General features: G+C 68.1%; 24 protein-coding genes, 1 tRNA gene and 1 riboswitch. Of the genes, 12 read left to right on the top strand and 13 right to left on the bottom strand.

The window, feature by feature from the left end; all coding sequences use genetic code 11:
- The first annotated feature begins 1,839 nt into the window (after positions 1-1,839).
- The 5 genes from HAV39_RS19860 to HAV39_RS19840 all read left to right on the top strand — a co-directional run bounded on the left by HAV39_RS19860 (position 1,840) and on the right by HAV39_RS19840 (position 7,155).
- Positions 1,840-2,586 carry an ABC transporter ATP-binding protein gene (locus HAV39_RS19860; RefSeq protein ID WP_191840680.1) on the top strand — a complete coding sequence of 249 codons (747 nt, stop codon included), beginning with the start codon at positions 1,840-1,842 and terminating at the stop codon, positions 2,584-2,586.
- A 642-nt stretch (positions 2,587-3,228) separates the two neighbouring features.
- On the top strand, positions 3,229-3,873 hold the full coding sequence (locus HAV39_RS19855) for a hypothetical protein (RefSeq protein WP_191840679.1): 645 nt from the start codon (positions 3,229-3,231) through the stop codon (positions 3,871-3,873).
- Positions 3,874-5,039: 1,166 nt separating this feature from the next.
- Positions 5,040-5,984 (top strand): alpha/beta hydrolase, encoded by a 945-nt coding sequence (locus HAV39_RS19850; RefSeq protein WP_191840678.1) that lies wholly within the window; start codon positions 5,040-5,042, stop codon positions 5,982-5,984.
- Between the two features lie 126 nt (positions 5,985-6,110).
- A tRNA-Arg gene (locus tag HAV39_RS19845) sits at positions 6,111-6,187 on the top strand.
- 101 nt (positions 6,188-6,288) lie between these two features.
- Complete coding sequence (locus HAV39_RS19840) at positions 6,289-7,155, top strand: DUF4190 domain-containing protein (protein ID WP_191840677.1); 867 nt, start codon at positions 6,289-6,291, stop codon at positions 7,153-7,155.
- Between the two features lie 94 nt (positions 7,156-7,249).
- On the opposite strand, the gene HAV39_RS19835 is transcribed toward HAV39_RS19840, so the two are convergent.
- Genes HAV39_RS19835 through HAV39_RS19815 form a run of 5 tightly spaced genes read right to left on the bottom strand, consistent with a single transcriptional unit; the run spans position 7,250 to position 11,802 of the window.
- Positions 7,250-8,917 carry a M16 family metallopeptidase gene (locus tag HAV39_RS19835; RefSeq protein WP_191840676.1) on the bottom strand — a complete coding sequence of 556 codons (1,668 nt, stop codon included), beginning with the start codon at positions 8,915-8,917 and terminating at the stop codon, positions 7,250-7,252.
- A complete protein-coding gene (locus HAV39_RS19830) occupies positions 8,914-9,867 on the bottom strand; it encodes a hypothetical protein (RefSeq protein ID WP_191840675.1) in 954 nt (317 codons plus the stop codon). Before HAV39_RS19830 ends, HAV39_RS19835 begins: the two co-directional genes overlap by 4 nt.
- Before the next feature lie 57 nt (positions 9,868-9,924).
- Positions 9,925-10,917: an NADP-dependent oxidoreductase gene (locus HAV39_RS19825; protein WP_191840674.1), complete on the bottom strand. Its 993-nt coding sequence runs from the start codon at positions 10,915-10,917 to the stop codon at positions 9,925-9,927.
- Positions 10,914-11,384, bottom strand: coding sequence for a MarR family winged helix-turn-helix transcriptional regulator (locus tag HAV39_RS19820; RefSeq protein WP_191840673.1), 471 nt, complete (start codon positions 11,382-11,384; stop codon positions 10,914-10,916). The genes HAV39_RS19825 and HAV39_RS19820 overlap by 4 nt, the downstream gene beginning before the upstream one ends.
- Before the next feature lie 4 nt (positions 11,385-11,388).
- Complete coding sequence (locus tag HAV39_RS19815; RefSeq protein WP_191840672.1) at positions 11,389-11,802, bottom strand: organic hydroperoxide resistance protein; 414 nt, start codon at positions 11,800-11,802, stop codon at positions 11,389-11,391.
- Between the two features lie 201 nt (positions 11,803-12,003).
- On the opposite strand from HAV39_RS19815, the gene HAV39_RS19810 reads away from it, so the two are divergent.
- Together HAV39_RS19810 and HAV39_RS19805 are read left to right on the top strand one after the other, a co-directional pair.
- Complete coding sequence (locus HAV39_RS19810; RefSeq protein ID WP_191840671.1) at positions 12,004-12,624, top strand: thermonuclease family protein; 621 nt, start codon at positions 12,004-12,006, stop codon at positions 12,622-12,624.
- 66 nt (positions 12,625-12,690) lie between these two features.
- Positions 12,691-13,458 (top strand): serine/threonine-protein kinase, encoded by a 768-nt coding sequence (locus HAV39_RS19805; RefSeq protein ID WP_191840670.1) that lies wholly within the window; start codon positions 12,691-12,693, stop codon positions 13,456-13,458.
- Positions 13,459-13,465: 7 nt separating this feature from the next.
- On the opposite strand, the gene HAV39_RS19800 is transcribed toward HAV39_RS19805, so the two are convergent.
- Positions 13,466-13,663, bottom strand: a complete 198-nt coding sequence (locus HAV39_RS19800) for a DUF397 domain-containing protein (protein WP_191840669.1) — start codon at positions 13,661-13,663, stop codon at positions 13,466-13,468.
- A 199-nt stretch (positions 13,664-13,862) separates the two neighbouring features.
- Positions 13,863-14,057, bottom strand: a complete 195-nt coding sequence (locus tag HAV39_RS19795; RefSeq protein WP_203736212.1) for a DUF397 domain-containing protein — start codon at positions 14,055-14,057, stop codon at positions 13,863-13,865.
- 124 nt (positions 14,058-14,181) lie between these two features.
- Here HAV39_RS19795 and HAV39_RS19790 point away from each other — a divergent pair, with 124 nt between their 5' ends.
- Both HAV39_RS19790 and HAV39_RS19785 read left to right on the top strand, forming a co-directional pair.
- Positions 14,182-15,123 (top strand): helix-turn-helix domain-containing protein, encoded by a 942-nt coding sequence (locus tag HAV39_RS19790; protein ID WP_191840668.1) that lies wholly within the window; start codon positions 14,182-14,184, stop codon positions 15,121-15,123.
- Between the two features lie 46 nt (positions 15,124-15,169).
- Positions 15,170-15,904: a PIG-L deacetylase family protein gene (locus HAV39_RS19785; RefSeq protein ID WP_191840667.1), complete on the top strand. Its 735-nt coding sequence runs from the start codon at positions 15,170-15,172 to the stop codon at positions 15,902-15,904.
- An 87-nt stretch (positions 15,905-15,991) separates the two neighbouring features.
- Here HAV39_RS19785 and HAV39_RS19780 read toward each other — a convergent pair whose 3' ends face one another.
- Positions 15,992-16,495: a DUF6232 family protein gene (locus HAV39_RS19780; RefSeq protein ID WP_191840666.1), complete on the bottom strand. Its 504-nt coding sequence runs from the start codon at positions 16,493-16,495 to the stop codon at positions 15,992-15,994.
- Positions 16,496-17,000: 505 nt separating this feature from the next.
- Positions 17,001-17,141, top strand: a riboswitch (cyclic di-AMP (ydaO/yuaA leader).
- Between the two features lie 5 nt (positions 17,142-17,146).
- On the opposite strand from HAV39_RS19780, the gene HAV39_RS19775 reads away from it, so the two are divergent.
- Positions 17,147-18,127 carry a C40 family peptidase gene (locus HAV39_RS19775; protein WP_239120521.1) on the top strand — a complete coding sequence of 327 codons (981 nt, stop codon included), beginning with the start codon at positions 17,147-17,149 and terminating at the stop codon, positions 18,125-18,127.
- A 74-nt stretch (positions 18,128-18,201) separates the two neighbouring features.
- On the opposite strand, the gene HAV39_RS19770 is transcribed toward HAV39_RS19775, so the two are convergent.
- From HAV39_RS19770 to HAV39_RS19755, 4 genes are all read right to left on the bottom strand, one after another.
- The gene (locus HAV39_RS19770) at positions 18,202-19,134 is read right to left on the bottom strand and encodes a sigma-70 family RNA polymerase sigma factor (protein WP_120321441.1); all 933 of its coding nucleotides are present in this window, start codon (positions 19,132-19,134) and stop codon (positions 18,202-18,204) included.
- Positions 19,135-19,740: 606 nt separating this feature from the next.
- Positions 19,741-20,667 (bottom strand): N-acetylmuramic acid 6-phosphate etherase, encoded by a 927-nt coding sequence (locus HAV39_RS19765; RefSeq protein ID WP_191840665.1) that lies wholly within the window; start codon positions 20,665-20,667, stop codon positions 19,741-19,743.
- On the bottom strand, positions 20,660-21,604 hold the full coding sequence (locus tag HAV39_RS19760) for a MurR/RpiR family transcriptional regulator (RefSeq protein WP_191840664.1): 945 nt from the start codon (positions 21,602-21,604) through the stop codon (positions 20,660-20,662). Before HAV39_RS19760 ends, HAV39_RS19765 begins: the two co-directional genes overlap by 8 nt.
- 15 nt (positions 21,605-21,619) lie before the next feature.
- Positions 21,620-22,255 (bottom strand): dTMP kinase, encoded by a 636-nt coding sequence (locus HAV39_RS19755; RefSeq protein WP_120316601.1) that lies wholly within the window; start codon positions 22,253-22,255, stop codon positions 21,620-21,622.
- A gap of 123 nt (positions 22,256-22,378) precedes the next feature.
- On the opposite strand from HAV39_RS19755, the gene HAV39_RS19750 reads away from it, so the two are divergent.
- Together HAV39_RS19750 and HAV39_RS19745 are read left to right on the top strand one after the other, a co-directional pair.
- A complete protein-coding gene (locus HAV39_RS19750) occupies positions 22,379-23,272 on the top strand; it encodes an MHYT domain-containing protein (RefSeq protein WP_191840663.1) in 894 nt (297 codons plus the stop codon).
- Between the two features lie 102 nt (positions 23,273-23,374).
- Entirely contained in the window at positions 23,375-24,097 is a 723-nt protein-coding gene (locus HAV39_RS19745; protein ID WP_191840662.1) for an HD domain-containing protein, read from the top strand.
- A 36-nt stretch (positions 24,098-24,133) separates the two neighbouring features.
- Here the strand turns inward: HAV39_RS19745 and HAV39_RS19740 are convergent, their stop codons facing one another.
- The gene (locus HAV39_RS19740; RefSeq protein ID WP_191840740.1) at positions 24,134-25,129 is read right to left on the bottom strand and encodes a ribonucleotide-diphosphate reductase subunit beta; all 996 of its coding nucleotides are present in this window, start codon (positions 25,127-25,129) and stop codon (positions 24,134-24,136) included.
- Positions 25,130-25,132: the final 3 nt, after the last annotated feature.

Raw genomic sequence — 25,132 nt, 5'->3', positions numbered from 1 at the left:
CATGCGCGCGACGATAACCTGACCTGGGCCCATTCACTCCATCCGATCACTTGATCCGACCCTGATTTACCGGCCTGGCCCGGCCCGCCCGGCGGCTCATCAGGGTGACCTTGAAACGCGTGGTCCGTGCCGCTCCACAGGGTGAGGCGAGCGCGATCCGCACGTCTGCACGGAAGATCCACGCGCCCTCGCGGTCTATCGGGTCATGCGGGAGTGGACCGGGACGGCTCTGGCGAGGGTTCCGAGTGCCGGTTGACATCTGCGGCATGGACGGCGGCCACGGTACGGCGTTTCAGCGCCGCCTTGACGCTTGGGCGTCGGCTCGCCACTGCTGGGGGTTTGCCCGTCGTCAGCACCGTGCAGAAGATCGTCTGACGATGTAGGTAACACCAGTAGCGAGAAGCCGAAGATCCCTTGCTGACTTGCCGTTCCAGGTTGTTACACAAACGTAATGAACTACACAGCGTAGTCCCACACTGGATCGCGAACTCGATGCTTCGCCAATTGAGCAGGCTCGTTTCTACAGACTGTGACGCGAATCCGAGAGAGGCTGCCGTTTTACCGAGCCCAAAAGTCGTCGGGGCAGTGCACAAACGAGAGCGCTGATAGCCTCCTCCATCACGATCACTTGATCGGGTACCGCATCCACACGGGGCTGCTTTGCGCCTGGCCAGCGCAGCCAGGCACCCCGGCGTGGGACGACTGCGCAAATACGCGCTTTCGTGACAAGACTCATCAGGAGGAACAATGGAACGCAAGTGGCGAACAGCGATCGGCGTGGCTGCAACCGTCGCGGCTTTGGGCTTAGCAGCCCCGGCTTCGGCGACCACGTGGGGTACTGCATCTAGTCCATACTATGTGTGGGAGGACAGCGTCGCGCAGGGAATGGCATACGGCGACTTCAAGAATCAGAATCAGCAGTATGCCCGAAGCGAATCCTCCCAGTATGACCTTAGGTCCGGAGGACAGTCGGTTTATGTCTGGACCGACTGGCTGTACTACTACACGTATAACGGTGCGACGCAGTATTGGACGGACTACTCGGACGAGACTCCCCACACTACGTCGGCAAGTTGGACCAGCAAGTCGATAGACAAGCCGCTAAAGGCGCAATCCAACTCGGCGCGAGGCAAGGTTCGAGTTTGTGAGGATCACTCCTTCGCAACAGACCCGTGCTCAGCGAGCGGATACCCAACCTTCAGCTATTAGATGAACTGAATGCGCCATACGGTCGGTCCATTCGCGTGAGCGCGCCATGCGCAACTCGAAAGAGCGGCGATTCTGAAGTCCGTCATGCTTCAATACGTAGGGAAATTCTATGCACCGAAACTGGCGTATAGCGGTTGGCGTGTTCGCAACCGCTGCCGGCATAGCCATGGCCGCCCCCGCCTCTGCGGTCACCTGGGGTTCAGCGTCTCTCCCCTACTATGTGTGGGAAGACAATGTGGCTCAGGGGATGGCGCACGGCGACTTCTGGAACAAAAATCAACAATATGCTCAGAGCGAATCATGGCAATACGATTTGAGAGCGGGCGGAGAGTCAGTATACGTCTGGACTGATTGGACGTATTACTACGCGAAAAACGGCGAAACGAAGTACTGGACGGACTACTCAGACGAGACGTCTCACACTACATCGGCTAGCTGGAGTCATCAGAATCTTATTGAGCCGCTGAATTCTCACTCGAACTCCGCGCGAGGTAGGGTTCGGGTTTGCGAGGACCATTCCTTCTCGACAGACCCTTGCTCGACCTCCGGTTACCCGACGTTCAGCTACTGAGAATTCGTTTGTGGGCCTAAGGCTGCCTTAGGCCCACAAATGTCGAACAGGGAAGATCAATGCTCGCAATAGATGCGGTTAGCCATTTTTACAAGAAACAACTGGCTCTTGAAGAAATATCACTGCACCTCGAACCAGGAATTACAGGGCTGGTTGGCGTTAACGGTGCGGGCAAGACGACGATGCTGTCGATAGCCTCTGGATCGCTTAAGCCGACGCATGGACTTGTTGCGGTAGGAGACCACCATTTATATGAACGTGGCTCCCGCAAAGCAGGTCTTAGGCACATTGGGTACATGCCACAGGCATTCGCATACCACCCGTCATTTACGGCGCACGAGTATGTAACCTACTTGGGATATCTGCGGGGACAGAAATGGGCCGCAGCGTGGAGCATGGCCCGGGACGTGCTCGCCTCCGTCGGGCTTGAAGGCAAGCTCAGGCACAAGATGGGTTCCCTTTCGGGAGGCATGATCAGGCGTGTCGGGCTAGCGCAAGCGTTGATGGGCAACCCGGAGGTTTTGCTGTTGGACGAGCCCACCACAGGACTGGATCCGGAGCAGCGTTCCGCGATTCGAAACTTGATCGCTGAACTCGCTGACGCTAAGTTTGTTTTCGTAAGTAGTCACATTATGGAGGATATCGAGGCTCTTGCCGCAAAGGTGGTCGTACTACACGAAGGCGCGATCCTTTTCTCTAACAGCATCCAACAGTTGAGGAACATCTCGCCGGTGGATAACGCACGGGATGCTGCTGAGGCTGGCTTCTTGAGTCTGGTTACGCGAGCGCGTTCGGGGGTAAGGTAGATGGCTCATTCCGTGTGGCTTTGGATGAAACGCAGCGTGGCGGCGAAGGCGATACCAGCACTACTAGGGGTTGAACTGATCGCTTTATTTAGTCGGGGTACGCCCTGGATGGGAGAGTGGGCTTGGTCGGTCGACTGGGCTAATGGAACAACAATTCTTTCAGGACCATTGCTCGCAGGTGTCACCGCGTTCGAGGCACGGCGTATTGGTGGCCTGTCGTGGCGTAGAACACTAGATTCGCGAGTCTCAGGAAACCGTGCGTTGCTTGACGTACTTTTCTCGACCTGGGCTGTCGCTGCACTGGTTCACCTCGTTGTATTGGTTGGTGCCCTGGCGCTTACCGCGAGCACTTCGCCTACTGGCTCATTGCCCTACAGTGCATTTCCTTTAGGCTTAGTTGTACTTCTCGCCTTCGGATCGCTCGGGCTCGCACTTGGACTAATTTGGCGTTCTCTCGTAGCTGCTCCCGTTGCCGTGATACTTTGCTTTGCGCTAACTTATGGTGCAGTTACCGGCGCGGTCCCACCCATATTTCGGGTCGGTGGCGTGACCGGCTCCTTAATAGGAATGCAATACGACGCGCAAGTTGTAATCTTGACAATCGTTGCGCTCCTCTTCACAACCGCCGCCGTACTTATGCTAATGTCTGCCTACTTCAGTCCCGTTAAGAGCATTTCCATTTGGGCACTCGGCAGCGCACCAGCCGTCCTGCTAGTTGTTTCGCTGATAGCTTTGGACAACGTAGGAGGCGAGCGTTTCAGGATCGCCGACGTGGCCCCCGGTTATGTATGCGACGGCGCTGCCCCGCGCGTGTGCCTCGCCGAAGGAACCACAAGGCCGCTGAAGCCACTGGCTAAGGGATTGGCGGAACAAGCAGGCATGCTCAGTCAACTTGGCATTCAGGTTCCTGACACGTTCTACCAGGAGGTTCCGGGGGTGCCCGCAAAGTTAGACGCAGGGTTGTTTATTTTCACTGTGGATGAGGTAAATGCATCCGACATTTCCGCCGATCGCATCGCGTCATTTTTAGCCATGCCAGCTGCGTGCCCCGCTTACTTCTCACCAACGACTCCGCCCGTCAAGGCCCTTCGCGCTCAAGGGCTTATTGCTATGGGCCTGTTCGAGCGGTCGTCCGCTTCTTCTACTTTTGCGCAAGTGGCACCGGGTTCAGGATCCGCGGATCCGGTTCAAGGCTGGGTCACTTCGAACGCCTGGAATGAATGGGCTAAGGCAACATACCCTAAGCTAAAGAGTTGCGATCTTGATTCCATTGACCTTCCGTTCTAGATTCTCAGGCTGGCGGACGATCAGCAAGGCGCACAACTTTCTTTCGACTCTGCTACTTTCCTCGGCTGGCAGTTGTGCTATCGCAATGTGGTCGGACGTATCGATCGATTTCCCTTTCGGATCGGAAGGACTGCCAGTTCCGCTAACTCTCCCAGCGATCTTGGCCTTGCTGCACGGCAACATGCTTGTGGACAGATTTTGGCCCCTTACTATGAGCCTGGCACGGGTGGGGCCATTTTTTAGGGCATGGACTGCGGCCGGGGCAATAATCGTGTCGTTTCTGTCGCTAATTCCAGCTATTCGGTCCTACGAAAGCCTTGTGATTGTCTCCAATACACTTTGGATGACTGCCGCGACCTATATAGCGGTCATTTCTTTGGGATCCTTGTATTGGATGCCTGTAGCCATGCTCAGCTTCCTACTGCTGGGCTTACAGATTTCGCCTGGTACCGTAGGGCGTTGGCTTATCTCGATAACAAGGTTGCCGTCTACGGCAGCGCTAGGGGTCTGCGCTCTCCTGGTGGCGGTCTCGCTTTATGCCTACTACGGTCAACTCCGGCATCAGTCCGACGACGATGGTTCATGAGCTAGCTCATTGACGCGGTGCGAGGTCGATGCTTAGCACCAGCCTCGTCCGTTTTTACATAGCCGGCCTGAGCAACGGCCTCCTATATGTGCAGCTCCTACACGAACATCAGCCACAACTAGCTACAGGCAACTGAACGGGTGAGCCCTTCAAACCGAAGGGCTCACCCCTCTGAGCGTCAAACATGGCGTCGGTGGTTGGCTGCCGGTCGGGCGCGATCAGGCGCGTGCCGGAGGTATGAGCGCTAGGACCCGGCGCGGCGTGTAAGCGCCACCTTCACGTTGGTGGGGGACTTTTCGCCACCGCCGATGGCCCACGGATATGACTGACGAAGACGGTTGACTACAGCCACGTTCGGATCTGCCCGTAGTCAGCACTATGCACAAGATCGTGATGTTCGTGTCAAACACTGCTATTTCTCCTCTCGGCGTCCGATGCCACAGAGGGTGCGCCGAGGGCACGGGTCCGGGCCATCGCCGCGTGCGGCCGGCTGTGGATGAGGCCCGGCTTGGGGATAACGGCCTGATCATGGAGTTGATCTGCTATGACCGTTCCCCTACTTCGCGGTAACATAGGCGCCGTGCAGACCGACATCCTGGGCGAGCCGTACCTGCAGCGGGTCATCGAACTCCCCGACGACGACCAGGGCCGGGTCGTCGCGACGCTGGTCAGCCGGCGCGCGCCGGAACGCACCCGCCGCGCGGTGCTCTACCTGCACGGATTCACCGACTACTTCTTCCAGACCCACCTGGCCGACTTCTTCGTCGAGCGCGGCTACGACTTCTACGCCCTGGACCTGCGCAAGTACGGGCGCAGCCTGCTGCCGCACCAGACGCCCAACTTCACCCGCAGCATGGACGAGTACTTCCCCGAGCTGGACGAGGCGGCGCGGATCATCCGCGAGGAGGACGGCCACGACACGATGGTGGTCGCCGCGCACTCCACCGGGGGCCTCATCTCCGCACTGTGGGCGCACGCCCGCGCCGACGCCCGGCTCGTCGACGGGCTGCTCCTCAACAGCCCGTTCTTCGACATCAACGCGCCGTGGTTCATGCGCCGCCCGGCGGTGTCGGCGGTCGGCTCGCTGGCCCAGCGCGCGCCGTACCGGGTGGTGCCGCTGAACCTGCCCGGCCTGTACGGCCGCAGCCTGCACCGCGACCACGACGGCGAGTGGGACTACCGGGTCGACTGGAAGCCGGTCAGCGGCTTCCCGGTCCGGGTGGCCTGGCTCAAGGCGATCCGCAGCGGCCAGCGCCGGCTGCACGCCGGGCTGGGGCTGCAGGTGCCGGTGCTCGTGGGCTGCTCGACGGCGTCCTACCGGCAGCGGCAGTGGTCGGAGCTGGCCCACGACACCGACGCCGTGCTCAACGTCGACCACATCGTGCGCTGGGCGCCGGCCCTGGGCCGCGACGTCACGGTGGTGCGCATCGAGGGCGGCAAGCACGACCTGACGCTGTCCCGGCGGCCCGCCCGCGACCGTTTCTTCGCCGAGTCCGCCCACTGGCTCCAGACCCAGCTCCGCTGACCCCACGGCCGGGTCGATCATGAACATAAGTCGCTGTTCGGCGGCGTGTCACTGCCCTAGGATCGTGGTCAACTTCCGCCGGGTAGCCGATCACGCCGGTCGTCCCGCACGGTAGCCTTCAATCGCGCGCTCGTAGCTCAGCTGGATAGAGCAGGGGCCTTCTAATCCTCAGGTCGCAGGTTCGAGTCCTGCCGGGCGCACCACCTCCGCACGGCCCTCCCCGGGCCGGGTAATGCCTGCTCACCCGTCCAACCAGGCGAGAACACACGCGCGTGGCGTCGGTCGGCGGTGATAACTTCCGTCGGTGAGCTACCCCTCTCCTGAACCGACTCCGCCGCCATTCGGGCAGCCGCCATATCCGCAGGTTCCGGTGCCGCCGCCGGCCGCGCCGCAGTCCGGCCCGCCTGCCGACCCCTACGCGCCGTACGGCACGAACCCCCCGTACGGCACGGCTCCGCAGTACGGCGCCGGCCAGCCGTACGCCGCGAACCAGCCCTTCAGCGCCCCGCCGCAGCAGACGCCGCCCGGCGGCTACGGTGTCCCTTACCCGCAGGTGCCCCCGCCACCGTCGGGGACCAACGGCTTCGCCATCGCCTCGCTGGTCTTCGGCGTCATGGGCGGCGTTCTGCTCGGTTACATCTTCGGCTTCGTGGCGCTGTCGCAGATCAAGAAGCGCAACCAGAACGGCAAGGGCATGGCCGTCGCCGGCCTGGTCCTCAGCACGATCTGGTCGCTGGTCATCTGCGGCGTGATCGGCGTGGCGATCGTGGCCGCCAACAACGACACCGGCACCACCGGCACCACCGGCACGACGAGCGGCGACGACACGTCCGTGCACTCGCTGCGCATCGGCGACTGCCTCAACGATCTCAGCACCGAGGACGAGATCGAGGAGCTGCCGGTCGTGCCGTGCACCGAGCCGCACGACGGTGAGGTCTACGCCGAGTTCAAGCTGACCGAGACCAGCTTCCCCGGCATCGAGGCGATCGAGAAGAAGGCCGACCCGCGCTGCGCGGACCTGCTGAAGTCGTATGCCCCGGCGGCGGTGGACGACCCGGCCGTGGACACGTACTACCTCTACCCGACGGTGGAGAGCTGGGCGGGCGGCGACCGCGCGGTGACCTGCATCGCCAGCTTCGACCCGGCGCGCACGGGCAAGCTCAAAGGCTGAGCCGTCGACACCGCCCGGGACCTCGTTTCCCGGGCGGTGTCAGACCCGCGGTGCCGACCGGCCCGCGATCCGTCTCAGCTCTGGCGGCGCGGGGTCACCGGCGGCGGCGCAGCAGCAGCACCACCGGCGTCGCGAACAGGGCGGCGCCCACCACCGCGCCGCCGAGCAGCGACAGGTCGTGCGGCTTGCCGCCGGTGGTGGCGGCGGTGACGGCCTGGAGCACGCTGAACGTGCCCAGCGCGACGGCGACCAGCAGGAGCAGCACGATCGCGATGATCTCGCCGGGGTTGCGACCGGCCCCGGCATCGGCCCGCCCGGCGCCCGGCCGGGGAATCGTGGCCGGGTCGCGAGGCGGCATCGGGACCTGCCGGGACGGGTCGACGGCGGTGTCCGGCACGGCCAGCTCGGCGGCCGGCGCCGCCCACATGGCGGGTTCCAGGTGCAGCACGATGCCGTCGTCGCCGATGAGCCGGCGAGCCCCGTCGGGCCAGGTCAGCATGGCCGCGCACGCGTCGTAGCGGACCGTGGCGCACGACCCGGGGCGCACGATGCTCGCCGCGTCCGGCCCGATGACCAGCTCCACGTCCCCGTCCTCCCGATGCGGGTGGCGGTTGCCGTCCGCCTCGTGCGCGGACGACGCCGGAGCGGCGGTGAACCCGGCCCAGTCGGCCGTGGTGCGGTGAGGTGTCTGCAGCAGGCCCGCGTCGGCGGCTTCGGCGGCGACCGCGTGCACCTGCTCGACGGTGACGGCCGCGAGCTCCGCCCGCAGCTCGTCCACGGTCAGGTTGCGCTGGCCGGTGAGCAGGTTCAGGGCGTGTGCGGGCAGGCGGGCCGCCTCGATCTCGGGGTGGTTCAGCTTCTCCAGGGACTTCGCGCGTACGGCGGCGACGCCGCTCGGGTCGATGGCGCCGTGCCGCAGCCGGGCCAGCACGTCGACCATGCCGCCGAGCGCGGCCCCCTGCTTCTCCGGCAGCGCGTCCGCGTACGCGGTGACCGTGGCGAAGCCGTCGCCGCGGGGCTCGTACGTCGCGGTGGCGGTGTAGGAGTAGCCGCCTTCCTGCCGCAGGTCGCGGAACAGCTCCCGTTCGAGCACTCCGGAGTAGACACTGGCGGCCGTGCTGCGGCGGACCACCGCGCTGAAGACCACGCTGGTGTCGTCCCCGGTGAACCAGGCGGGCGTCGACGGCAGGGCCGACGTGGGCGCGGGCGCGGGCCGGCGTACCCCGGGCCGCAGTGGCAGCCGCAGGCCGGCCGGGACCCCGTTGCCGGCGATCCACAGCACGGCGTTGTCGCGGGTGAAGTAGGTCTCCACCCACTCGCGTAGGTCCTCGGGGCGCAGCCGGGCCAGGCCCCATTCGGGGTAGCTGGGCAGGCCGTAGCCCTGCGCGCCGTACCGCCGCAGGGGCAGCGCGGTCGTGCCGCCGCGGCTGCGGCTCTCGGTGCGCAGGATCTCCTTCTCGATCTCCAGCCGGTGCATCGGCAGCTCGGCCAGCCCGGCACAGACCTTGCCGAGGTATCCCACCACATCGGACTCGGAACCGCGCAGGTGGAAGTGGGTGTAGACGGACGTCGTCTCGCCGTTGTAGTGGTAGTCGGACAACCCGCTGTCGTGCAGTGCCAGGTGCTCCACCAGGTGGGTGATGCCGTGCAGCGGCAGCGTCTCGTCGGCCTGGCCGACCCGGAAGATCAGACCGGCCGCGGCCTGCCCGGAGGACGGCGCGACCAGGGTGGGCACCCCGTCGACCTCGGTCCGCTCGATCACGGCCGGCCCTGGCGCGCCGCGAGGGCGCGGTGCTCGGCGAACTGCGCGGCCGGGTCACCGAGATAGGCCCACGGGTAACGGTCGGTCAGGTCGCCGAGCGCGTCGAAGTGGGCGCGCGCCCGCCGGTGGTCACCGGCCAGGCTGAAGGCCGCCGCGAAGTGGTGGTGGGCGGTCACCCAGCCGTAGACCGGCCGGTACGCCGGGTGCAGCACCGACCGGGCGGCGGCCGCCGCGAGTTCCTGCGCGACGTCGGACCGGCGGAAGTAGCCCGACCGCTCGCTGCCGCGCAGCTCCCGCCAGTACTCGATGTGCGTCTGGGCGATCAGCGCGGCGTTGAGGCCGCCCTCGGGCGCGTCGGCGGCGCACGCCCGCGCGAACGCGAACGCCGACTCCCACGATCCGCTCCACTTGGGACACAGCTGCTGCAGCAGCTGCGCCTGCGCGCCGTGCATGTGCGGATGGTGTTTGGCGAGGCGGTCGTAGCGCCGCCTGGCCTCGGCCTGGCCGAGTTCCAGCCCGCGCGCGTTGGTGATGCGCAGCGCCCAGGCGGCGCCGTCAGCGGGATCACGGGCGGTGACCTCGATCAGCAGCTGCTCGCCGCGGCGCAGGTGGGCGTGCATCCGGTCGAGTTGTGACCGGCTGACGTTCTCCGCCCGCGCGCCGGTGCGGGCCTGCCAGGCCAGCCCGATGGCGCGCGCGGCGAGCAGCACCTTGGGCAGCGGCGCCGACGGCTGCGCCTGCGCGACGTCGGAGAGGAACGCGTCCGCCTCCGGCAGATCTCCCACGACCCGGGCCATGAAGTAGACGTCGTCGACGGTGCGCAACCGCGCGAACAGGGCGGACAGCGCGTTCCAGTCGCCCTCCCGGCACCACGCCCGCGCGTCCTCGACCTCCGGGAAGGCCGCGGCGTGAGCCGCCGAGGACGGCGCGGGTCGGCCGATGATCGTCACCGGGGCATCCTAATGACCGGTCACGCTGTGCGATGCCCCGTGACGACCGCCGGACGGCTAGAGCTTGACCACCATCTTGCCGGTGTTCGCGCCGCGCAGCAGACCGGTGAGCGCCTCCGGCGCGTTCTCCAGGCCTTCGACCACGGTCTCCTCGGCCTTGATCGCGCCGGCCGCATACCAGGCGCCGACCTCGCGGACCAGGTCGGCCATGCGGTCGTTGTGGTCGCTCACGATGAAGCCGCGCATGGTGAGCCGCTTGCCGATCATCAGGGTCATGTTGTCCGGCCCCGGCACCGGCTCGTTGTACGCCGAGATCGCACCGCACAGCGCGAACCGCGCGAACGGCTTCGCCCGCGCGATGGCCGCGGTGAGGTGGTCGCCGCCGACGTTGTCGAAGTAGACGTCGATCCCGTCCGGCGCGGCCTGCTTGAGCAGTTGGGACACGTCGCCGTCGCGGTAGTTGAACGCGGCGTCGAAGCCGAGGTCGCCGGTGAGGTGGGCGACCTTCGCCGCGCTGCCGGCGCTGCCGATGACGCGGGCGGCGCCCTTGAGCCGGGCGAGCTGGCCCACGAGGCTGCCGACCGCGCCCGCCGCGCCGGACACGAACACCGTGTCGCCGGGCTTCATCGCGGCGATGTCGAGCAGGCCGACGTATGCGGTCAGGCCCGGCATGCCGAGCACGCCGAGGAAGGCGCTCGGCGGGGCCACAGGGTCGAGCCTGCGGAAGCGCCGGGCGTCGTCGACGGCCCACTCCCGCCAGCCGTAGCCGTGCAGCACCAGGTCGCCGGGCTTCAGGTCGGGCGAGCGCGACTCGACGACCTCGCCGACGGCCCCGCCGTCGAGCACCGCGTCGACCGCGAACGGCGGCACGTACGACTTCGCGTCGTTCATCCGCCCGCGCATGTACGGGTCCACCGACATCACCAGGTTGCGCACCTTCACCTGGCCCTCGGCGGGCTCCGGCACGTCAACCTCGACCAGGCGGAAGTTGTCCGGGGTGGGCATGCCCACGGGGCGCGAAGCCAGGTGGATCTCACGTCCGACGGTCACGTCGTCTCCTTGTCCGGGGCGGCCGTGGCCGCCTCAGTGATCTTGCGCAGCGTGTCACGCAGCGAAGCGAGTTCGGAAGCGGGCACGCCGGTGGCCTCGGCGATGGCCCGCGGGATGCCGGTGGCCCGCGCGCGCAGGCCGTCGCCGGCCGGGGTGAGGCTGACCACCACGGAGCGCTCGTCGCGCGGGTCGCGGGCCCGGTCCACCAGACCGGCCGCCTCCAGCCGCTTGAGCAGCGGGGACAGCGTGCCCGAGTCGAGCTGCAGGGACTCGCCCAGCGCCTTGACCGAGGTCTGCCCGCGCTCCCAGAGCACCAGCATCACCAGATACTGCGGATAGGTCAGGCCGAGCCGTTCCAGCACCGGACGGTAGACCGCGGTCAGCGCGCGGCTGGCCGCGTACAGCGCGAAGCAGACCTGCTTCTGCAGGTCCAGGTCACCGGGTTCCGGGCGGTCGGCGCGGGTCATGGTCTCAGCGAAGCACGAGTTGCACGTCGATGTTGCCGCGGGTGGCGTTCGAGTAGGGGCAGACCTGGTGCGCGGTGTCCACCAGCTGGCGCGCCGTGTCGGCGGGCACGCCCGGCAGGGCGACCTCCAGCGTGACGGACAGGCCGAACCCCGCGCCGTCGCGGCCGAGCCCCACGTGCGCGGTCACCTCGGAGCCATCGACGTCGGCCTTGGCCCGCCGGGCGACCAGCCGCAGCGCGGAGTGGAAGCAGGCGGCGTACCCGGCGGCGAACAGCTGCTCCGGATTGGTGGCCCCGCCCGCTCCGCCGAGCTCGACGGGCGTCGCCACGGCCGCCTCCAGCAGCCCGTCCGAGCTGCGCACCTTGCCGTCACGTCCGTCACCGCTGGCCGTCGCGACGGCCGTGTAAAGAGGAGTCATGCCCCGAACCTAACGACGATTTAGATCGTGCACAACTAAAACGTGCGCGACACAAGTCACTCCACGCTCCTACCGTGGCTGCAGTTTCGGGGAAACTGCAGGTATCGGGCCGTCTGAGGCTGCAGTTTCCCCGAAACTGCAGCCCGACCGCGGGCGGCCGACGGAGCCCGCGGCGCCGGACGGCAGTGCGACGATGGGCCGGTGGGGCGAACACGACAAAACGGGCGACGCCGTGAGCGGCGGGCGACGCTGTTCTGGCTGGTGGTGCTCGTGCTCGCCGCGGGTGGCTGGCTGTGGCACGCCTACAGCCGGCCCGATTCCCCGCCGCCGTCCGGGACGGTCTCGCCGAGCCCGTCCGCCCGTCCCACCGGGCCGCCCGCCGGAGCACAGGCGGTGCGGGTGGACTTCCCGCTCGACGGCGACTCGCTCCAGGTCACGGCCGATCAGCCGGGTCCGGTGATCGACGTCACGGAGCCCGTCCAGCTGCGGCTGCTCGGCATCGACGCCCCCGAGTTGCACGGCGCCGACGGCAGCCCGCAGTGCTGGGCCGAGACCGCCCGCGCCGAGCTGCAAGAACTGGCCCCGTACGGGGCGCGGCTGTGGCTGCTGCCCGACGCCCAGCGCCTCGACCCGTACGGCCGCCGCCTGGTCTACGCGTGGACCGCCGACGGCCGGTTCGTCAACGGCGAACTGGCCGCCCTCGGGGCCGTTCGCGAGTTGGCGATCCGGCCCAACCTGGCGCACCAGCAGGACCTGCACGACGCCGTCGAGCAGGCGCGGGCGCAGCGGCGTGGCCTGTGGGGAAGCTGCGCCGGCGGATAATCATTTAGCGAAGATTTCAAGTACGTTCAATGGCTTTGTGTCGTTGATTGCGGAAGAATCCCGCCCGTGGAGGTCCCGATCGGTACGGCGCTGGCAGGGCGATACGTGCTGACCAGGCCACTGGCGCGGGGCGGAGTATCCACTGTGTACCAGGCCGTCGACGCCACGGCCGGCCGCCGGCTCGCGGTGAAGGTGGTCGACGACCGCTATTCCGGGCTGATCCGGCACGAGGCCGCGATGACCGATCGGCTGCGCCACCCGCACGTGCCCAAGGTCCTCGACGTCGGCGTGGAGACCGGGCCGGACGGTCGCGACATCGGCTACCTGGCCCTGGAACTGCTCAAGGGCGAGGCGCTGACCAGCGTGCTGCTCGGCGGCCCGCTGCCGTGGGCCGGCGCGGTGCGGGTCGCCGCCACCGCCGCCGACGTGCTCGCCGTGGCGCACCGGCGCGGCGTCGTGCACCGCGACCTCACGCCCGGCAACGTCATGATCACCACCACCGGGCCGAAGGTGGTCGACTTCGGACTGGCCGAGCTCATCGTCAGCACCGGCATGCCGCTGTACGCGAACCCCTCCGACGACGTGTACGCCCTCGGCGCGCTGCTCTACCAAGCGCTCACCGGCAAGTCGCCGTATGCCGGGCACAACCGCAGCCCGCAGGGCACCACCGCGCTGCGCCGGCTGGCGCCCACCCCGGTGCTGGCCGTGCCCGGCCTGCCGCAGGCCGTCTCCGACCTGTGCCGCGCCTGCATGGACAAGAACTCGCTGGCGCGGCCCAGCGCCCGGGAGGCGTCGCTGCGACTGTGGACCATCGTCGGCAACGCCCTGCACTGACCCGTGGTCAGTCGCGGAACTCGCCTCCGGCGACAGCGGCGCAGAACACACGCCACTCCTCGCGGTCGAACGTCAGCCAGGGACCGTCAGGTTCCCGTGAACTGCGCACCAGCACGCTGGCCCCGTCGAAGCAAACCTCGACGCAGTGCGCGGACTCACACGCCTGAGCGGTCACCCACCCTCGGTCAGTCTTCTTCTCGGACATGGCACCCGCCTCATGCCTCGCATCCAGATCCCCGCCCACCACTGTGACACAAGAGGAGGGAGTGGGATATAGCCGGTTGCGTCGGCAACCGGCGGTGCCGCGGCATCCAGTGAATGAATCACGGATCCGAACCCCGGGAGTCGACGAAGGCACGTCACACGAATACGGCGACGTGCCTTTCACTCATGCAAAAGATGCTTCAGACCCGGTCGAACTCGCCCGACTTCACCCCGTCCACAAAAATGCGGAACGACTCCGGCGAGATGATCAAATGCTGCTGCGGCGAGACCGAGTCGCGGATACCGACCGCGACGGCAAGGTCTGCGATCTCCACACAGTGCCCGGATTCGCACCGGCGGCTCTTCTTCCACACGGCATGCAGCACAGACGTCACCAAGACTCCCAGATTATCTTGTCAAGATCGGATCGGCGCCCACCCATGGCACAACGAGTGCTGGCAGGCGCAACACGGTACAAGTAAACTCGCCGAAAGGAACTGTCGCAAGTAGCCACCTGGCGTGTCGCAACAAGACGGCGACGTGCCGCAGTCCGACCAGCGGAAGGCGGAGATCAACGTGAGCGGCGGACAGAGTCCGACAGTTGCGCGCCTCCGGTTGCGCCACGCTCTACGGTCGGCCCGTGAGAGTTCGGACTACACCCAGGAGCAGGTGGCGAACGAGCTCGAATGGTCGCTTTCGAAGATCATTCGAATCGAGAACGGCGCGGTGCGGATGACAGTGACGGACGTGCGGGCTCTACTGCAGCTCTACGGCGTGAACGACGCCTCCGAGGTGTCGGAGATGGAGACCCTGGTCCGAGCTTCGCGTCAAAGATCATGGTGGACCGAGCACGCCGACCTGCCACCGCGTTTCGCAACCTTTATCGGCCTGGAGGACGGTGCCTCCGAGCTGTCCTTCTACAACTCGATGCTCATCCCGGGGCTGCTTCAGACCGAGTCCTACGCGCGCGCGGTGATCCGCACGCTGGAGCCGGACTGGGCCCAGACACGCCAGGAAGAGGAGTTCGTCACCATCCGGATGCGTCGCCAGAAACACGTGCTGGGACGGCTCGACCCGCCCCGGGTCCGCGTGGTGCTGGAGGAGGCCACCCTGCGGCGGGTCACCGGCGGCGTACAGGTGCAGCGTGAGCAACTGCTCCACCTGGTCGCGCTGGGCACCCGGCCGAACATCTGCCTGCAGGTGCTGCCGTTCAGCGCGGGCGTCTACACACTGGAGCCCACGTTCGTCCTGATGGGCTTTCCCTTCGGCACGACGTCCGATGTCGTGGTGTACCTGGAGATGAGCAACGCCCTCGCGCTGCCCAGCGACCGCGGGCAGTTCCTCGAGCGCGGCGAGGTCGCCGCGCCATACCAGGAGGCGTTCAGCCGCATCACCGACGCGGCGTTCAGCGAGGCCGACTCGCTCGCGTACATCGCACAGGTCGCCGGCGAACTCCACTGATCACCACACGGCGGTCCGCCGCAGCGTGCGGCATATGCTCGGCGGCATGAGCTTCCCTGTCTCCGCCGCACCCTGCGCCGACGTGCAGCGCGTGCTGTGCGTCTTCGCCCATCCCGACGACGTCGACTTCGGCGCGGCAGGCACGGTGGCCCGCTGGGTGGACGAGGGCATCGAGGTGTCGTACCTGCTGGTCACCAGGGGTGACGCGGGCGGTTTCGACGAGACGCCGCGGCATGAGATGCCGGGTCTGCGCGAGGCCGAGCAGCGGGCCGCCGCGGCCGCCGTCGGGGTCAAGCAGGTCGACTTCCTGGAGGGGTACGCCGACGGCTCGGTCACGCCGAGCCTGGCCCTGCGCAAGGACCTCGTCGCCGCGATCCGGCGGGCCCGGCCCGACCGCATCCTGACCAGTGCCCCGCTGCGCCGCTGGGACCGCATCGCCGGGCCGAGCCACCCCGACCACCTGGCCGTGGGCGAGGCGGTGACCTGCGCCGTCTACCCCGACGCCCGCAACCCGTTCGCGCACCCCGAGCTGGCCGCGGCGGGCCTGGAAGCCTGGACCGTGCGGGAGATCTGGTACTCGGGCGGTCCCGACCCCGACCACGCGGTCGACGTGACCGACACCTTCGACCGCAAGCTCGCCGCGCTCCGGGCACACGTATCCCAGACGGCCCACCTGCACGATCTTGACCTGATGCTGCGCGAGCGGCTGGGCGGCCTGGCGGAGTCGCTCGGCCTGCCCGGCCGCGTGGCCGAGGCGTTCACGATCATCAGAACCGAGTGAGCCGGTGCCCGGCGGGCACCGGCCCCGGACGGCAGGCGGGCCGTCGCCGCGGTGTGCGGCGGCGGCTCGCCCGCTGAGGCACGCGGGTCAGGCGGCGCGTTCCCAGCCGGCCCGGCTCCCACCCGGGGTCAGCCGGGAGGGGTGCATGTTCGAGGGGTGCGGCACGCCGCGGCTCGGCCGGGGCCGCGGCAGGGTCAGGTGGCCCAACCGCGCCTCGACGAGGCTGCGGCGCAGGTAGCGCTCCACCGCGTGGAACAGCCACCAGTCGTCGCTGACGAACAGCTGGGTGGGATGCCCGTGGTAGTCGGCCCACAGCTCCAGCCGCCGCGGCCGCCGCCGCGCGCTGACCAGCGTGAGCACGGCCAGGCCGCTGAGCACGGCGACCGCGGCGACGATGCCGGTCGGCTGCAGCAGCGGCGCGAACGCCCCGAGCAGGACCATGCCGACCACGGCCATCGCGCCGGCGCGACGTGTCAGCGGGTCGTGCCCGGCCTGTCGGGTGTGGACGTTCCCGATGGCGCTGAGGGTGAAGTGACGCCCGCCGACCTGGAAGCAGGTCGACGAGATGTGCAGCCCGGGGCGGATGGTCACGATCGCTTGTTCTGGTGGCCGTTCCGGCGCCCGTGTAGGCTCCATGGAAGTCTCCCAACTGCTCGATGCGCGGGCCCGGCTGGTGGTGGTGCCCGCGGAGGTGGCGACACCTGGCGTGTGGTGGAGCAATGGACCGACATCCGGTGGCCGCCGGGTGTCGGTCTTTCCGTTGTGCTTGGTGGCACTGCCGAGCCGCCGCTTAGCCGTCCGTCGCTGGACTTCCCGGCTGCCTCGTGACCTCAGTGTGACCGAGACAGGCATCGTTGTGAAGTCTCTCAATCAGCCACCTGTCAGATTGGCACGTTCCCTGAACCTAATGTGCGTTCAGGAGTCACCTAATGTGACGGAACTTTTCCCGCAATCCATTACCAGGTCGGGCACTTCGCCCATTACGCACTTGGGCTTGCCCGATCCCGGGGTTACCGTGGCGGGCACTGGACCGGTTGTCCGCCGCCCACCCCCGGGTGGCACCGGACCAGCGCCGCCGAGTCGCCAAGCGATCGCGAAGATCGATACCCCGTGTGGGTGGGGCGAGCCGGGGACCCAGGTTATCGGGGTGAATCAGCGGTCACGCTCAGTGATCGCAGTAGGGCGCCCTTCGCCCGAACCCGTCAGCTAACTCGGTAGGCGGCTACGGAGAAGGGCCACACCTTGTCATCCCCCCATGGCAGGGGCTGGCGCGCTGCCGCGCGCCTGCTCGCCCCCGCCGGAGCACTGATCATCGGACTGCTCGCGACCGGCGCGCCCGCGCACGCCGCGCCCAGCGCCGCCGACCTCCGCAAGCAGATCTCGGAGAAGTCCGAGCAGCTGGAGAAGGTCGTCGAGCAGTACAACAAGCTCAACACCCAACTGAAGCAGACCCGCACCGAGGCGGCCGCGCTCGAACGCGAACTCGGCCCGCTGGAGGTCAAGGCCGACCAGGCAGAGGGCAACGTCGCGCGGATCGCGGTGACCGCCTACCGCACCGGATCGTTCAGCGGCTTGAACGCGCTGCTGGACTCGTCCGGCGACGGCAAGCTGCTGGCCCGGCTGAGCGCCCTGGACCAGCTCGCGACGAGTCAGCGGGCACAGATCGACGAGGCGCACCAGGCGGCCGGCGACCGGTTCGAGGTCAAGGCGGCGCTGGACGCGCGGCTGCAGGAGCAGACCACCCGGTTCACCGCGGTCGAGACCCAGCGCAAGGGCATCGAGAAGGACCTGGCCAAACTCAAGGAACTGCGCCGCAAGGCGGGCCTGGTCGACGAGAAGTCGTCCACCTACACCGGTTCCATTCCCCAGTACCAGGGCAAGGCCGGCATCGCCGTCGCGTTCGCATACAAGCAGCTGGGCAAGCCGTACGTGTGGGCCGCCGACGGGCCGAGCGGGTACGACTGCTCGGGTCTGACGCTGGCCGCGTGGCGCGCCGCGGGAGTGAGCCTCTACCACCAGGCCGCGACGCAGTGGCGCGAGGTCACCCACATCAGCCGCTCGCAACTGCTGCCAGGCGACCTGGTCTTCTACTCGGGCCTGGGGCACGTGGCGATCTTCGTCGGCAGCGGCAAGGTGATCCACGCGCCGACCACCGGCGAGGTGGTCAAGGTCGCCAGCGTCGACATGATGAGCCCGTACGGCTACGGCCGGGTGCGCCTGTAACCCGGATCGGCACGGCAAGAAGCCCTCTCCCGGTCTCGGGAGAGGGCTTCTTCGTCAGTAGGGAGAGGGTCAGGTCAGACGGACTGCAGGCCCTCCGCGCGGGCCAGCTCACGCAGCCGGCCCAGCGCCTGGATCTCCAGCTGGCGGATGCGCTCGCGGGACAGCGAGAACCGCGACGCCACCTCGGTCAGCGAGTGCTCGCGACCGTCCTCCAGGCCGTACCGCGCGCGCATGATGCCGGCGGAACGGTCGTCGAGGTGGTTGAGCAGGCCCTCGATCCGCTGGCGCTCCAGCGCCGAGAGGACGATCTCCTCCGGGCTGGGCGTGTCGCGGTCGGCGACCAGGTCACCCAGGTTGGTGTCGCCGTCGTCGCCGACCGGGGTGTCGAGCGAGACGGTGTCCTGCGACCAGCGGATCAGCTCGGTCACCCGCTCGACGGTCACGCCGAGCGCGGCGGCGATCTGGTCCGGCTCCGGGTCGCTGCCCAGCTCACGGGTGAGCTGGCGGGTCACGTTGCGCATGCGGTTGACGTCCTCCACCAGGTGGACGGGCAGCCGCACGGTGCGCTCCTGCTGGGCGATGGCACGGCTGATCGCCTGCCGGATCCACCAGGTCGCGTACGTGGAGAACTTGTAGCCCTTCACGTAGTCGAACTTCTCGACGGCACGGACCAGGCCGGTGTTGCCCTCCTGGATCAGATCCAGCATCGGCATGCCGGACCGGACGTAACGTCGGGCGATGGACACCACCAGGCGCAGGTTCGCTCGGATGAAGAGGTCCTTCGCGTGGTTGCCCTCGGCAACCAGCTTCTCGAGCTCGTCGCGCTTCAGCCCGCGCTTGAGCTTGTCGGCCTCCAGCAGATGCTCAGCATAAAGTCCTGCTTCGATCGCCTTAGAGAGGTCGACCTCCTGCGCCGCGTCGAGCAGCGGAGTACGCGAGATCTCGTGCAGGTATACACCGACGAGGTCTCGCTCCTCAGCCACCTGGTCGGTGCGCAGCATGGTCATGTTCTCCACGTTCGGGTCCCTCCCACGTAATCGCCGCAGGGCCTTGCGGTACTGACACCTTCACAACAGATGACGCCCGGAGATGATTCCGCGTTGCCCATCGAAACTGTCACGAAAAGCTGTGAACTCGCTGATACCGACTTAGCGGCTCGCTGGAAGCGAGCCAACCGGTCCGCAATGCCCTATTTATGACACCACGGAGCGTCACAGCATACAGCGATCCACCTCACTACAACGCTGTGACCTGCGTCGCCATTTCTTGTGACGCTCGAGCCCGCGCGCTATTGCACGGTTCCACACCTCGCCCACTCGAACGCAGGACGCACATACCCCATCGAGTGAGAAGCACACCCTTTCGGCCACGAAGAACCCGCGAAAGGGGATCACCCGAGTGCCGCACGACGGCACTCGAACGGGGAGGGACCCCCACTTAGGGGCCATCCTGGGGGCCTTTCGGCCGGGATCGGCCACCCTTCGGCCTATGATCGTCGGCTTTTCGGGGGTGATCGCTGTTTCGTGCCGAAAACTGCGGTCAGCGCACAGATTCCGACACAAACAGCGATCATGCAAGCCGCGGCCACCGAAAGGTGGCGGATTGCCAGGGAGTTATTCGGTGAGGGCGGCTACGGCGTCGCGGACGCGGTTGCCGTGTCCGGCGAGGGCGCCGCGGGCGGCCGCCACCTCGCGGCCGGCCAGCAGGGCGACCAGTGCGGCGCGCAGGTCGCCGCCGGCCGCGTCGAGGGTGCGGCGGCAGTCCTCCTCGTCGTGGCCGGTCGCCTCGACGAGCATGCTCAGCATGCGGCCGCGCAGCTTGGCGTTCGTCGGCACCACGTCGATCATGAAGTTGGAGAACACCCGCCCCAGGCGCACCATCACCGCCGTGGAGAACGCGTTGAGCAGCAGCTTCTGCGCGGTGGCGGCCTTCATCCGGGTGGACCCGGTGACCACCTCGGGGCCGGTGTCGACGCCGATGAAGACGTCCACCCAGGCCGACGCGGTCGCGTGCGGGTCGGCCGCGATCAGCGCGGTCCGGCAGCCCAGCTCCCCCGCCGCCCGCAGCGCGCCGAGCACGTACGGCGTGCGGCCGCTGGCGGCGATGCCCACGACGACGTCGCCGGCGCGGGCGCAGCGGGCGAGTTCGTCCGCGCCGCCCGCGGCGTCGTCCTCCGCGTCCTCGACCGCGGCCAGCAGCGCGCCGGGACCGCCGGCGATGTGGGCGCAGAACCAGGTCGGCGGGGCGTTGTAGGTCGGCGGCAGTTCGGCGGCGTCGAGCACGCCGAGCCGGCCGGAGGTGCCCGCGCCCACGTAGTGCACGCGGTTGCCGCGCTGCAGCGCCGCGACGGCGTCCTCGACGACCACGGACAGCGGGTCCAGCACCGCGCCGACCGCCTCGGCGACGGTGCGGTCAGCCTCGTTGATCACTCGCAGGATCTGCCGGGTGTCCAGCAGGTCCAGATCGGCGCTGGGGGCGTAGCGCCGCTCCGTCGGGGCGTCGACACGCACCGGGAGCGAGCCGGTGGGCAGCTCAGGCATCGCCGGACCGGCGGCGCGTGGTGCCCAGGCGTCGTCCGCGCACCGCCTCGGCGGTCACCTCGAGCGCCTTGCGGGCCTTGGTGCGGGTGCGTGCGGCCACCCCGACGAACAGGCAGTCCACGACCGTGAGCTGGGCCAGCCGGCTGGCCATCGCGCCGGACCGGTAGGTCGTCTCGCGGGCCGCGGTGGTCAGCACGAAGTCGGCGACGTCGCAGATCGGCGAGCGGGGGAAGTTGGTCAGCGCCACGGTCACCGCGCCCGCCGCCTTGGCCCGCTCCAGCACGTCGATGGTGTCGGCGGTGGTGCCGGTGTGGGAGATGCCCAGTGCCACGTCACCGGGGCCGAGCAGGGCCGCCGAGGTGAGCGAGGTGTGCAGGTCGGGCCAGTAGTAAGCGATGCGCCCTATGCGGTGCAGCTTGGCCTGGAAGTCGGCGGCGACGAAGCCGCTCGCGCCCGCGCCGAAGACCTCGACCCGGGACGCCTTCACCAGCGCGTCCACGATCTTGTCGCAGACCTCGGGGTCGAGCTGCTCGGCGGTCTCCTCGACCGCACGGGCGTCGTTGAAGGCGATGGTGGCGATGATCTGCGCCATGTCGGCGCCGGGCGGGATGTCCCCGCCGACCACCCGGGAGTCGGTCGGCTCGACCCGGCGCGCGGCCTCGGCGGCGAGCCTGATGCGCAGCTGCGGGTAGCCCGACATGCCGATGGAGCGGCAGAAGCGGATGACCGTCGCCTCGGAGGTCTCCGCGGCGGCGGACAGGTCGGTGATGGTGCGGCGGGCCGAGGCGGCCGGATCGGCGAGCACGAGCCGTGCCACGCGCTGTTCGGCCGGGGAGAGCGCGGGCAGCAGACCGTTGATCTGAACGATCAGCCCGGCCGGTTCCTGACCGGCGCGAGCGCCGTCATTCTCCTCGGAAACTTTCGACTTCTTCGCCACGGTTGAAACTTACTTTCATGACAGCCCCGCGTCAACTGCCAAACCGCGTTTCACCACCGGCCAAACGACCGCCCAGACGGCCTGAGCGACGGCGTCCGGATCACCACTGCCGTCGACGTGTACCGCATCCGACAGTACGTCTTTGTAGGCCGCGTAGCTCGCGTTCAGATATTCGATGTCCTCGTGGTCCTCGCCACGCTGCTCCACCCGGTGGTATGCCACCTCGGGCGGGACGTCGAGAAAGATGATGACAGCCGCCCGGGGGAACGGGGCATACGCCGCGCGTACCGTCCTGGCCAGCCACTTGCCGCCGTCATGTGCCCGAATGCTGACCAGCTGGCAGGGCGTGTAGCGGTCCATCACCGCCGTCGCACCGGTCAGCCGCGCCGTCACCAGTGACCGGGCGATGGCCAGCCAGCGCAGCACCGCCTCGACGGTGAGCAGGCCGCGGCGGCCCAGCAGGGAGACCGCGTCGTCACGACCGAGCTTCCGGGCGACCCGGCCCAGGAAGCGCCGGCCACCGGCGTTGCGGCCGTACCGTGCGGTGACCCCGGCCGCGCACAGCGCCGCGGCCAGTCGTATCGCCTGGGTGGTCTTGCCCGAGCCGTCGATGCCGACCAGGGCGACCACCGACGCACTCGTGCCTGCCATGCGCCTGACGCTACCCGGCGTGCGCCAGCGGTGATCGACAGTGCGGACACGGACACGCTGTGCGATTGCGCGAGCAACATTCGTGGCGCAATGGCATCCTCCTCAACGCTCGGAGGCGCTCCTATGGCAGAAGTGCACCACTTCGCGTACGGCTGGTTCAACCCGGTGACCGCGTACCTGATGGCCTTCATCGGTTCACTGCTCGGCCTGGTCTGCACGGCCCGCGCCCGCCGCGCGCCCACCACCGGGCGGCGGGCCCGCTGGCTGGTCATCGCCTCGCTCTCCATCGGCGGCACCGGCATCTGGCTCATGCACTTCATGGCGATGATCGGCTTCGACGTGCCGGACAGCCCGGTCCGTTACGACCCGGTCGTCACGTTCATCAGCCTCGCGCTGGCCGTCATCACCGTGGGCATCGGCCTGTTCATCGCGGGCCAGGGCCGCCGCTCGGCGACCCGGATCGTGGCCGGCGGCGGCTTCACCGGCCTCGGCGTGGTCGCGATGCACTACAGCGGCATGGCCGCGATGCGCGTCGCCGGGCACGTCAGCTACGACCTCGGGCTGGTCGGCGCGTCCGTGGTGATCGCCGTGGTGGCCGCGACCGTGGCGCTGTGGTTCACCGTGACCGTGTCCACCATGCGCGCCATCATCGCCGCCGCGGCGGTGATGGGCGTGGCCGTGTGCGGCATGCACTACACCGGGATGGCCGCGATCCGGGTCACCCTGGAGACCGGCGGCACCGGCCAGGTCTCGGGGCTCAGCCCGTTCGTGCTCATCGTGCCGATCGTGCTGCTGTCGGCGCTGTGCCTGATCGGTGTGACGTTCAACGCGTTGCAGGCCATGACGCAGGAGGAGTTCGACGGTGTGGAGGCGACCCGGGTGCGCCACCGCGCGCAGGTCCCCGGGACCGTCATCCCCGGTCCGCGGGCGAACGCGGACCAGCCGGCGCCGGTGAACCCGCCGTTCAGCCTGGCCAGGTCGCTGGCCGACCGCAACCGCACGAAGATCCCCCGCTGACCGCCGGGACCCGTGTCGCAAGACCGACACGGGTCCCGGCGACCACGTCCGTCCAGATCGGAGGGGACGCGCGGGCGGCGTTGATCCGATATAAACGGCGGCATGGACGTCCCGGCATACCTCATGACCATGCCCCTGCACGCCATCACGGAGGTGCTCGGCGAGCAGGGCCTGCGTGACCGGTTCGCCCTGGAGATCCAGCGCCTGCCCGCCGCCGACCAGGCCGTGCTCGCCGAGGCGCTGGAGCTGGCCGCCCGGCTGCACGCCGAGCAGCGGCGGGTTCGCGAGCCGTACCTCAACCACCTGCTTCGCGTCACCATCCGGATCATCACGTACTACCGCGTCACCGACCGGGACGTGCTGGTCGCCGCTCTGCTGCACGACTCGGTCGAGGACCAGCCGTGGGCCATCGTCGGCCGGGCGCACCGCGGCGGCCCGCCGCCCCGGGAGCAGGCCCTGGCCGTGCTCGCCGAGCGCTTCGGCCCCCGGGTCGCGCAGCTGGTCAACGCCGTCACCAACCCGGAGTACGACCTCGACCGGGACAAGGACGAGCAGTATCGCGAGCACGTCGTGGAGTCGCTGGACGTGGACCCGTGGGCGCGGATCATCAAGGTCTCCGACTTCACCGACAACGGCGTGGGCGTCATCCACACCATCGGCCCGAAGGTGCTGCGAGCCGCCACCAAGTACCAGCCCCTGGTGCCGCTGCTGCGGGAGCTGGTGGCCCGGCCGGACACGCCGCTTCTCGGCGAGGTCAAGGCGCACATCTTCGCCCAGTTCGACCTCGCCGAGAAGCGCTTTTCGGCCATCTTGGCCGAAAGGTGAGGTGCGGTTCCGCCGTTCTGGCCGGGAGCTGAGGGCTCAGAAGTCCTCGTCCAGGCTCACCGTGCCGGTGACCGCCACCTGGTAGGCGGTGACCCGGCGTTCGAAGAAGTTCGCCAGCTCCTGCACGTCCTGCAGGGCCATGAACGGGAACGGGTTGCGCGAGCCGAACCGGGCCGGCAGGCCCAGCCGGGCCAGCCGCTGATCGGCGACGTACTGCAGGTACTCCCGCATGTCGGCCAGCGTCATGCCGGGCAGGCCCGCGCCGCACAGGTCCTCGGCGAAGGCCAGCTCGGCGTCGACCGCGTCCTCCAGCATCCGGGTCACCGCCTTGCCCAGCTCGTCGTCGAACAGCTCGGGCTCCTCGGCGCGGACCGTGTCGACGACCGCGAAGGCGAAGTCCATGTGCATGGACTCGTCGCGGAACACCCAGTTGGTGCCGGCGGCCAGCCCGTCCAGCAGGCCGCGCGAGCGCAGCCAGTAGACGTAGGCGAAGGCTCCGTAGAAGAACAGGCCTTCGATGCAGGCCGCGAAGCAGATCAGGTTCAGCAGGAAACGCCGCCGGTCGTCGGCCGTGGTCAGCTCGGGCACGTCGAAGACCGAGTCGATCCACTCGAAGCAGAACCGCGCCTTGCGCGCGATCGACGGGATGTTCTCCACCGCGGCGAACGCCTGCGCCCGCTCGTGGTCGTCGGGCAGGTAGGTGTCCAGCAGGGTCAGGTAGAACTGGACGTGCACCGCCTCCTCGAACAGCTGGCGGCTCAGGTAGAGCCGGGCCTCGGGGGCGTTGATGTGCCGGTAGAGGTTGAGCACCAGGTTGTTGGCCACGATGGTGTCGCCGGTGGCGAAGAACGCCACGAGCCGGTTGACCAGGTGCCGCTCCCCGTCGCTGAGCGTGGCCAGGTCGGGCAGGTCGTTGCCGAGGTCGACCTCCTCCACCGTCCACGTGTTGCGGATGGCGGCCCGGTAGCGCTCGTAGAAGTCCGGGTAGCGCATCGGCCGCAGGGTCAGGTCGAGGCCCGGGTCGAGCAGCATCTT

This window comes from Catellatospora chokoriensis (assembly GCF_011297315.1).
In the GTDB taxonomy this organism is placed as follows: domain Bacteria; phylum Actinomycetota; class Actinomycetes; order Mycobacteriales; family Micromonosporaceae; genus Catellatospora; species Catellatospora citrea.
The sequence above is the reverse complement of the archived record's forward strand: the minus strand, read 5'-3'. Positions and strand labels throughout refer to the sequence as shown.